Raw genomic sequence first — 9,549 nt, 5'->3', positions numbered from 1 at the left:
TCGCCGCCGATGACGAGGAATGTTTCGAACATCTCGGGGGATTCGGTGTCAGGTGCCGGGTCCGGTGCTGTCGTGTGAGCTCCATCGACGGCAGGCAGCGCCCCCGGGTCCACCGTCGTCGTGGTTGCATCGAGGGCGACATTGGCGTCGGCGAGTGAGAACTCCTCGCGGTCGATTCCGGCCCACGCGGCCCACAGTTGCCCGCTCGTGAAGAGCGTGAACGCCGCAGCGAGGAGCACCGCCATGGCAACCGTCCGGATGATGAGGGACTTCCAAACTGACCCGAGTGGCGTCATGACGCGTTCGGACCGGTTGGTGATATAGGCCAGGACCGGCGCACCGATGTCGGCGAGTCGTTCCCCGGTCGCGACGGTTGTTGCCGGGTCTGCCTTGGGGGAGACCACGAGCACCGAGCCATCCGCGTGCGCTGCGAGGTGCGGAGTCGTATCGGACCAGCCAACAGGAGGAGCATCGATGATGATCAAATCCGCCGTTGCCGCCATCGTGTCGATGGCGGCGCCCATCTCGGGCCCCGCGAGAAGTGCTTCGTCGTCCATGGGTCCTCCCGGTGGGATCACCGGGAGCCGCACATCAGTACTCACCGTGAGGAGGCGGGCGACCTGGGGGAGCGTTGCCGTGCCATCGGCAAGGCTTGAGAGACCGGGCTCAGGTCCCGTCGAGAGGAATCGGGATGCTCCGTGACAGGTGAGGTCCGCATCGATGAACACGACGCGTCGTCCGAGACGGCTCGCCGCGATTGCCGTGTTCAGGGCCACCGTCGTGGTTCCCCAGCCAGGGACCGGGCTGGTGAAAAGGAGAATCTGGCCGGTTGTGCGTTCCTCGAGGCCTTGCGCCGCGAGGCGGTACGCGGTGGCCGCGTCCCCGTCGCCGATGGCAGGGGCGAGTGCTTCGTGGGTCGGAATCGGCCCGACATCGGGGAGGTTCGTCAGGACGGTCGCGAGCTGGCGGTGTCGTGCGACTGACGACAAGGACCACCAGATCAGTCCGCCAGCGAGTGCTCCTGCTCCGATGGCGACCGCGACCCCGAGGTTGGTCGATACGATCGTCGACACCAGGATGAACACTGCAACCGCGGCGACGAACGACAGCATCGTTGGCGCGTTGAAGATCCGACGGCGAAGACGGGGGGTCGAAGACGGTGTTGTCTCGTTGCTCATGTCAACCAGACCCAAGAGTACTTGCCCGGGTCGCCACGGGCCCTACGGGCAAGGTGTCGGGGAGTAGATTCCCACCACGGTGCCGTCGTCATCGGTCGATGTGACGGGGCCCCACAACAGGAGCTCGCCACCGTCGACCAGCCGAAAATAGTTTTGCGCGTCGATCACCTCGAAGGTGACCGTGAACGAACCGTAGGTCGACTTGAGCTGTTCGACCGTGTGTCCGACTTCGAGACCCGACAGCGTTCTGAGGACCACATCGGTGGTTCCCTCGTCCCGGTCCTCGTATCGGTAGGACACGAAGGACGCATCCGACTCCCAGCCATCGAAGACGGCGCGCAGTGGTCCCCACTGGAGCCAGTATGCCTCCTCCGGCTGACACAGGTCGCTGTCACCTGCGGCGTCCGGAGTTCCGATGCTTGCGACGAGCGTGCCCGCCACTTCGTCGATCGGTGTTCCGAACGCGAGCTCTCCGATACCCGCGGCCTTGAGCGGAAGCTCGGTGAGCGCGATGCTGTTGCCGTTGCCTTCCCAGTCCGAAGCCGCGGGATACGGGACGGTGGTCGTTGTGGTCGATGAGCTCGTTGTCGTGGTAGCCCCGGTTGTTGTCGTGGTGGAGGACGGCGACGATGTTGTCGTGGTCTCGGGTGCAGCGGCGACGGTGGTGGGTGTTGGGGAATCCCCTCCGAACCAAACGAATCCCCAGAACGCAGCAACGGCAGCGAGCAAAGCGATCGGCAGCAGCCACACCGCCTTCGAACGGGTCGGTTCTGGCGGCAGGGTCCACTCGTCCATGCCGAACTCGCCGGTGTCGTGAATGGGCACAAGCGGCGGAGGCATCGCATCGGCTGTGTCGGCCGCGGCAACCTCTTCATCGGCCGGTGTGGTTGATCCGGCGGGGGGAGGGACTTGTTTGGGGGCAGCGTCGCTGGGTGGTTCCACTCGGACATCGATCCAGGGCTTGCCGCAGGTGGGGCACCGGGTCTCGTCCGCTGGCCGTGGGGTTCCGCAATGAATACAGATGGGGAGGTTCGAGGATGTCCGTGGCATCGGCGTCAGGATAAGGCGTGCCCATGCAACCGCACGGATTTGGACACGGGGGATCGGTGTTTGCTGGTCGGCCGGAGATCCTCAGCGCTCGATGCCGGATCGGTGATCACCCGGTCGGGTCGGGTCTCGCGGTGGTGTCCTCACGATCCGGGGCTGGATCGTGTCCCGGTGAAGGTGGCGACGGCGGCGAGGGCGAGATAGGTCGCACCCGCTCCGATGCGGGCAGTTCGAGCCGCGTGGGGTCGCCTTCGCAGCAGTCGCCCCAAGTGTCCACCCGCGAACGCATAGGCACTGTCAGATACGACGCCGACAGCGATGAGGGTGACACCGAGCACGATCGTTTGTGCGGCGGGGTTCGCCGCTGCGGTGTCGACGAACTGGGGGAGGAACGCGAGGATGAAGATCGCGACTTTCGGGTTCAGCATGTTGACGATCACGCCCTCGGTGAACACTCTGCGCAAGGCGGTTGGATCCCGGGTCTCCGTCGTGAACACGGTGTCATCCATTCGGATGGTTCGGATGCCGATCCAGGCCAGGTAGGCAACACCAACCCACTTGATGGCGTTGAACATGGCGACGGAGTTCGCAAGGACAACCGACAGTCCAGCAGCGGCTCCGAGCACATGTACCCCGGTGCCGATGTTGACTCCGAGCGCCGAAACGATGCCTGCCGTGCGTCCTTGGCTGATGCTGCGGGTCAGGATGTAGATGACCGCCGGTCCGGGGATGATGACCAGCACGAACGACGCTGCAGCGAACAGGGCCAAGGTCCGGGCGTCGGGCATCGTGTGAGCATAGAGAACCCGCCCGGTCCGGCTCGAGGGCCGTCCACGGCTCGGGGGCGTGACGGTCGCATGTGCAGGTACCACATGGCCGTTCCTACCTTCCGACCCACGAGATTGTGGGTTCACAAGACCCGCTTGCTGTGTGATAGTGGTCAAGCGGCACGGGCTGGTGCCCCGTTTGCCGATCGGCCAGGACATGACGAGCGCCGACCGTCGAGTCACCTTGGAGGATGTGGATGACGACAGGTTCCAAGCCGCGAAAGGCGATCGTCGACAAGGCCGAGCGCGAGCGTGAAGAGGCCAAGGAGCGCATGGATCGCGACACCTTGAGCCGGACACTCAGGGATCGTGACCGTTCGAAGCTCACCGACGATCGCGGAAGGCTCACAACCGATCTCGTCTCCCAGTACCTGACCTCGATCGGCGAGTTCGAGCTCCTGACGGCCGAAAACGAGGTCGACTACGCGCAAAAGATCGAGGCTGGCCAGGCCGCTGCTGAGCGTCTCGATGCCGGCGATTACAAGACGAAGGCCGAACAAATCCTGCTCAAGCGCCAGGTCCGGCGCGGTGGCGAAGCGAAGGACGCGTTCCTGACGGCGAACCTCCGACTCGTTGTGGCGAATGCTCGCCGTTACGCGAACACATCCGGTATCGACTTCCTCGATCTCATCCAGGAAGGCAACCTGGGTTTGATCAGGGCAGTCGAGAAGTTCGATTGGCGAAAAGGGTTCAAGTTCTCCACCTATGCCACATGGTGGATACGCCAGGCCATCACGCGTGCCATCGCCGACAAGTCGCGCACCGTTCGCATTCCGGTGCATCTGCACGACACCCTCGCAGCGGTGCGTGCCGCGCAGGCGTCGCTGAAGGCCGAGCTCGGTCGCGACCCGAAACCGGACGAGATCGCAGAAGAAGCCGGGGTCGAGGTCTCCAAGGTCGAGCTGGCGCTTGCTGTTGCGGACACGGTTTCCCTCGAACAGCCGATCGGTGAGGATGGAGCCCAGCTCGGCGACTTCATCGAGGATGAGGACGCCGCGGACCCGGTCCGTGTGACCGAGGAGCTCGACATCGCGAATTCCCTCCGCAAGTCGATCGATCGGCTTCCGACACGCGAGGGTCGCATCCTCGCGCTCCGATACGGGTTCTACGACGGGATCCCCCGCACGCTCGAAGAGATCGGCGAGGAGTTCAACCTCACGAGGGAGCGAATCCGTCAGCTCGAGAAGCTCGCCCTGTGTCGCCTCCGGCACCCGAGCTTCGGCATCCGCGAACAGGACCTGATCTGATCGCCAAGCATCACCGCTGATCGATCACTGCAATCCGTCGCACCACGGCTGCCGCTCATCGCGTCGCCCGCCTTCTGACCCACACGACCTTGATGTCCGTGACGCGGATATCGTCCTTCTCGAGACCGACCGAAATGCGCCCGATATCTGTTGCCTTCGCATCCCATTCGGCGTCGATCTCGGCACAGGCATTCTCCATGTCGATCGTCAGGTCCTCGTACTCGTTTCGCTTCGCCTCGATCTTGCTTCGTGCCCGTTGCGCACGATCCCGCGCCTGACGAACCCGCGAGTCTGAGCGTCTCGTGCGGCCCCGCAACAGCAGGTCCATGCCGAGGTCGATGATGGCGGACCGCTGTTCATCCTCGGCGGCCTGCGCGGCGAGGTCGGCGTCCGCGACGGCGGAGTCATAGGCTCGCTTGACCTTGCGGAGCGTCGCCTCATACCTCTTGACAACGGTTGCCTTCTTCTCGTCAGCGCGATCGTCGGCGGTTGCCTTGCACCGTGCCAGAAAATCTGCTTGGGATTCTCCGGGTCGTGACACGAGATCGACAGCGCGGTTGCGTTCCAGTTCGAGCGATTCGTTGGCGTCGAGATGTCGCGTGATGTTCGACACGAGATCGTCGAAGAACCGGGACTGCGAGATCGGGATCTCTGCCGAGTCGAACGGTATGGCAGGATCAGGATCGACGAAGTCCCGCTCGTCATGATCGACGACGACGACATCGGAGGGGTCATCGACGCCGCTGTCCGTGACGATCGCTTCCCACATCTCGATGTGTTCGAGTCCGATCCGTGCTTCGTCGAACCGCATCTCGACGGTCACCGCGAACACCGGTCGGTAGACATCGCCCGCTGTGTCGTCTCCGACGCGTTCGCGCCACGGTGCGGCTGGATGGATCGCGAGCGAACGGACGCCCTCGGCGACCTTCGGGGGCGACGGCGATGACGGTTGAGCCTGATCACTCAACGCGGCGGCGGGCGCGTCGGCCCGCTCGGTCGTCTCCTTGAACCGGCCGACCTCTTCGCGCGTCATCGGGCCGCGCAGGTACGACATGGCCCAGCGCGTCGTGATGACCGTTGGAGCTGGCTCTCTCGTGCTGTGCATCACAAACCCTCGCTTCGGGAGGCTTGAGATCGTCGTGTCCATCGCTTCGGTATCGATCGCGCCCGATGCGGTTGTCAGGGCCTCGATGATCCGGGCCTTGTCGCGTTCGGTCTGGAGTCGCCCAATGCACCAGGTCCCTGCGTTCGACATTGCCTTGTAGTCGAGATCAACCGGATTCTGGGTCGACAGCAACACGCCGACACCGAACGCCCGCGCCTGTTTGAGCAAGGTGAGGATCGGCTTCTTGGCAGGTGGCCGGGCGCTTGGCGGCACGAACCCGAACACCTCGTCCATGTAGGCGAGCGCGCGAAGATTGCTGCTCCCTGGTTGGGAACGCATCCAGGTGACGAGCCGGGAGAAGACCATTGTCGTCACGAATTGGCGTTCGGTCTCCGTAAGGTGCGCGAGGTACATGATCGCCGCTCGGGGCCTTCCGTCCTTCCACAGGAGCTCTTCGATGTCGAGATCGGCGCCGGTCATCCAAGCGGCGAACGAGGGGGAGGCGAGGAGCGCATTGAGCTGCATGGCGAGCTTCATGCGGTCACGCTCAGGGAAGAACTGGTCCACCTCGAACACACCGAGCTTGCGCATCGGCGGATCGGCGATCTGGGTGATGAGGGCGGCCAGATCCAGTGTTGTCCCGTCGCGCCAGGCACGCTCGACGAGGTTGGCGACGAGGATGTGCTCTCGTGATGACACCGGATCGGTGTCGATACCGACGAGGCCGAGAAGACCCGAGGCGAATCCCTCGATCTCGTCGCGGATCGCTTCGGCTTCGGTGTCCCACGACAGGTCGGGCGGCCGCAGGTCACCGACGATGTTGACCGGGTTCGCTGCTTCGGACCCGGGCGTGTAGATCGTCATGTCGGCCTGTCGGCGCAGGTGAGCGATCGCTGCCGTGTCGAGCCCCCATGTCCCGAGTCGCTCCCGCCACATCGCAGCCTCAGCGGACGCTTTGTCCGTACGAGAGATCCCTTCCCTGTTCGCTGCCGCCTCGTCGATCCAGGGCTCGAAATCCGAAGGCGCGAGGTCAGGGAAGGTCAAGAGAAGATTGGTCATGTCCCCTTTGGGGTCGATCACAAGGGTCGGGATCCCCGCTTTGAGCGCCTCTTCCAGGAAGACGATTCCGAGGCCGGTCTTCCCCGAACCGGTCATGCCGACGATGACGCCGTGGGTGGTGAGATCGGCTGGTTCGTAGGCGTAGGACGCGCCCTCGACCCGTTCTCCGTGAGCATCGATGGGCGCTCCGAGATAGAAGCTCATGCCGGTCGATCGTAGTCGTCGGCCACGGGGCACCGTGTCCCCGGGGGAACGATCACAGGCGGGTGCGATTGGTAGGCTTGCGCCGTCGTCGATAGGACACCGTGTTCGCCGTTCGCTACCCAGCACTCCTCCTCGCCACGGCCGCGTTGGCTGCTGCCTTGATCATTGCGAACTTCGGTTGGTTCGCCCGCCGCGATCTTGCAGACTCGCAGAGGTTCTCCGAGATCGCCGTCGGCGCCCTCGCCGAACCGTCATCGACCGAAGCTATCGCTTCCATCACGGTCGAGCGCTTCAGCGATGGACGGCCCGTGCTCATCGCTGTGAGCCCGCTGCTCGAGTCGGCCCTCGTCGGAATACTTGAGCGGCCCCGTCTCGAGCCGATGCTCGTGTCCGTTGCTGCCCAGCTACACGCGGCGCTGTTCGACGGGCAGGCGGAGGGCATCGTGGTCGACCTCACCGGTGTGGAGGACCTGATCATGGGACCGCTCGAGCGCTTCGCCCCCGAGTTCGCCGCCACCATCGAATCGTCCTTTTTCGCCGAGATCGTGATCGTTGAGCCGGGCTCGCTCCCCGAGCTATCGCCCTACGCGTCGATCGCCCGGCGCATCCTGTGGGGAGCGATCCTGCTGGCCGTGATCCTGTCGGTTCTCATCGTCTTGCTTGCACGGCGGGCAGCGACCGCCACGATGATGATCGGGGGCGCGGTCGCGTTCGCCGGATTGGTGACCTCGTTCGTCCTTCCCGGGGGTCGGAGGGTCGTGATCGAAGCAGTTTCCGACGACCGGGTGGAGGTGATCGTCACGAACATCTTCCACGACCTTGCCGCTGGATTGAGGGCGCAGTCACGACTGTTGCTGATGATCGGCCTTGCCGTGGTCATTGTCGGACTGGTGCTCAGAATCGCGTCGTCACCGTCGCGGCTCGCGACAAGCGACTGATTGCCGCCAGCGTCATGGCCCGGGTGCGATCCTCGCAAAAGGCGCTACCTGACTCCGATCTCGCGGAAGGCGAGCGCGGCTTCGTCGATGACGGTGTCGAAGTTGAGGCCCATGAGGATCACGCCTGATACACCGCAAGAGCTCGCGACGCGGGCAACCTGTCGCGAGGCTTCCCACGCGATGGCGCGGCATTCGGACTCTGAGCCTGCGTGCTTGAGTCGATGCTTGAGACCTTTGCTGGCGGGAACCGCTCCGAGCTTCTCCATACGGCTATTCCACTTGGAGCTGAACGGAGGAATAGCCATAAGGAAGACCGGCGGATCGTCGGGTTGCAGGTCAAGATCGGCGATGTTCGGCTCGACCGTTGCCGGGTCGAGCACCGGGCCGACAACAAGGAACTGTGCTCCCGCGTCGATCCGACGACGCTTCTGCCACGCCTGGAACCGAGTCGGCATCCCGACCTCGAAATCCGGTAGATCACCCTGCAGTCTTCGCAAGTGACGGACGATCTCGTAGTGGTCCGCGAGATGGTCCACCTGGGGCATCGTGTCCCCGATCACCACGAGGAATGACCGGACCCCGTTGCCGAGTGCTCCTCGCACTTCTGACTCGATGGCAAGGATGTTGCGGTCCCGGGTCGATACCACGACGGTCGGGGTCACCGATGGGACATCGTGGGTTACGCGGGCCGAAAAGGCGTACGGCGACACGCGGATCTGGCCGAACACATTGTCCGTGATCAGCACATTGTCCCATGCGCCTTCGAGCAACAGGTGCGACATGTTGGGAAGCTCGGGTGGGTTCACCTCGGCGATCTTCACAAATCGGTCAGCCGATGTCAGCACGCGAATCCTTCGCCTTTCTGGCGATGAAATACTTTGCTTGTCGATGGTGGCAAATGATCGCCGATGTGGTCTGTTCAGGTTGGTATTGGTATCCGGTCTGCGCCCCGACCTTGATCCCGATCCGTGAGGCGTCGAGGAGCTCGGCAACCGTGAGGTTGTCCTCGAGGTCCGGGCACGCCGGATACCCCCACGAATACCTTCCGCCCTGATAGCCCTGTCGAAACAAACCGTGCATGGTCGGCGCGTCGGTCTGCCCGATGCCGAACTCGGAACGCACTCTCGCGTGCCAGCACTCGGCAAGCGCTTCGGTCAGTTCAACCCCGATTCCGTGCAGCTTCAGGTAGTCCTCGTAGCGGTCCTTGCGGAACAGCTCGTGCGCTTCGTCTGAGATCGCTGGACCCATGGTGACGATCTGGAAGGCGGCGACATCGGTGGCCTTGTCCGAGATCGGGCGGAAGTAGTCGGCGATGCACAGCCAGGGAGTTTCCTGTTGACGGGGGAATGACAGTCTGGCGGCTTCGACGGTTCGGTCGGTGTCGCCCCAGATCACGATGTCGTCTCCGTCTGCGCTCGCATGGAAATAGCCGTACACAACCTGGGGATGGAGGAGACCACGCGACTGAGCGCTTGCGACGCGTGCGCGAATCTCGGGCGCCATTCGCTCCTTGAAGGCAGCGTCGTCCTCGCCCTTGTCCGGCCGGTATTGCCACTGGTTGCGCAGCAGCGCGGTCGTGTTGAGGTACTGCGTGATGGCATCGATCGGTATGCCCTTGACGACGCGGGACCCGAGAAAGGGTGCGGGGGGAATGGGTTCGTCGTCAGCAATGTGAGGAGAGCGCCTCGGAACTGTTGCAGGTTGGCGCTTCACCCCCTGAACTTCAGGAATGAAGCGCTCGGGGGCTACAGGCTTTGGGCCGTTGCCGGTGATCCACTCCATTGCAGCCAAGGCTGCGAAAGCGTCCTTCCCGTAGATGAGGTCGCCTGCGTATCTGCCGGCCAGGTCCTTCTCGACATAGGATCGGGTGAGTGCGGCACCACCGAGCAGCACCGGGATCGTGTCCAAGCCCCGACGGGTCAGCTCATCAAGATTGTCCCGCAT

Annotated in this window: 8 protein-coding genes; 2 read left to right on the top strand and 6 right to left on the bottom strand. The window is 63.8% G+C overall.

Features of this window, described 5'->3' with window-relative positions; genetic code table 11:
• From R2823_10910 to R2823_10900, 3 genes are all read right to left on the bottom strand, one after another.
• Positions 1–1,178 (bottom strand): CpsD/CapB family tyrosine-protein kinase (locus R2823_10910; protein MEZ5176689.1); only part of this gene is annotated, 1,178 nt, incomplete at its 3' end.
• A 42-nt stretch (positions 1,179–1,220) separates the two neighbouring features.
• Positions 1,221–2,120: a hypothetical protein gene (locus tag R2823_10905; protein ID MEZ5176688.1), complete on the bottom strand. Its 900-nt coding sequence runs from the start codon at positions 2,118–2,120 to the stop codon at positions 1,221–1,223.
• 248 nt (positions 2,121–2,368) lie between these two features.
• Positions 2,369–3,013, bottom strand: coding sequence for a LysE family translocator (locus tag R2823_10900; GenBank protein MEZ5176687.1), 645 nt, complete (start codon positions 3,011–3,013; stop codon positions 2,369–2,371).
• Between the two features lie 236 nt (positions 3,014–3,249).
• Between R2823_10900 and R2823_10895 the strand changes: the two genes are divergently transcribed.
• On the top strand, positions 3,250–4,299 hold the full coding sequence (locus R2823_10895; protein MEZ5176686.1) for a sigma-70 family RNA polymerase sigma factor: 1,050 nt from the start codon (positions 3,250–3,252) through the stop codon (positions 4,297–4,299).
• A gap of 55 nt (positions 4,300–4,354) precedes the next feature.
• Here R2823_10895 and R2823_10890 read toward each other — a convergent pair whose 3' ends face one another.
• Positions 4,355–6,667: a DUF87 domain-containing protein gene (locus tag R2823_10890; GenBank protein ID MEZ5176685.1), complete on the bottom strand. Its 2,313-nt coding sequence runs from the start codon at positions 6,665–6,667 to the stop codon at positions 4,355–4,357.
• 101 nt (positions 6,668–6,768) lie between these two features.
• On the opposite strand from R2823_10890, the gene R2823_10885 reads away from it, so the two are divergent.
• Positions 6,769–7,605 (top strand): hypothetical protein, encoded by an 837-nt coding sequence (locus R2823_10885; GenBank protein ID MEZ5176684.1) that lies wholly within the window; start codon positions 6,769–6,771, stop codon positions 7,603–7,605.
• A gap of 44 nt (positions 7,606–7,649) precedes the next feature.
• On the opposite strand, the gene R2823_10880 is transcribed toward R2823_10885, so the two are convergent.
• Entirely contained in the window at positions 7,650–8,450 is an 801-nt protein-coding gene (locus R2823_10880) for a hypothetical protein (protein ID MEZ5176683.1), read from the bottom strand.
• The coding region (locus R2823_10875) for a vitamin B12 dependent-methionine synthase activation domain-containing protein (protein MEZ5176682.1) at positions 8,434–9,549 on the bottom strand (1,116 nt) is incomplete at its 5' end. The genes R2823_10880 and R2823_10875, both read right to left, overlap by 17 nt.

The organism is Acidimicrobiia bacterium (genome assembly GCA_041393965.1).
Classification (GTDB): Bacteria; Actinomycetota; Acidimicrobiia; order Spongiisociales; family UBA5794; genus UBA5794.
Note: the sequence above shows the minus strand (reverse complement) of the source record. Positions and strands in the feature narration are given on the sequence as shown.

Coding starts and splice junctions, on each gene's coding strand:
- R2823_10895 (MEZ5176686.1), top strand. CDS start 3,250: ATGACGACAGGTTCCAAGCCGCGAAAGGCGATCGTCGACAAGGCCGAG.
- R2823_10890 (MEZ5176685.1), bottom strand. CDS start 6,667: ATGAGCTTCTATCTCGGAGCGCCCATCGATGCTCACGGAGAACGGGTC.
- R2823_10900 (MEZ5176687.1), bottom strand. CDS start 3,013: ATGCCCGACGCCCGGACCTTGGCCCTGTTCGCTGCAGCGTCGTTCGTG.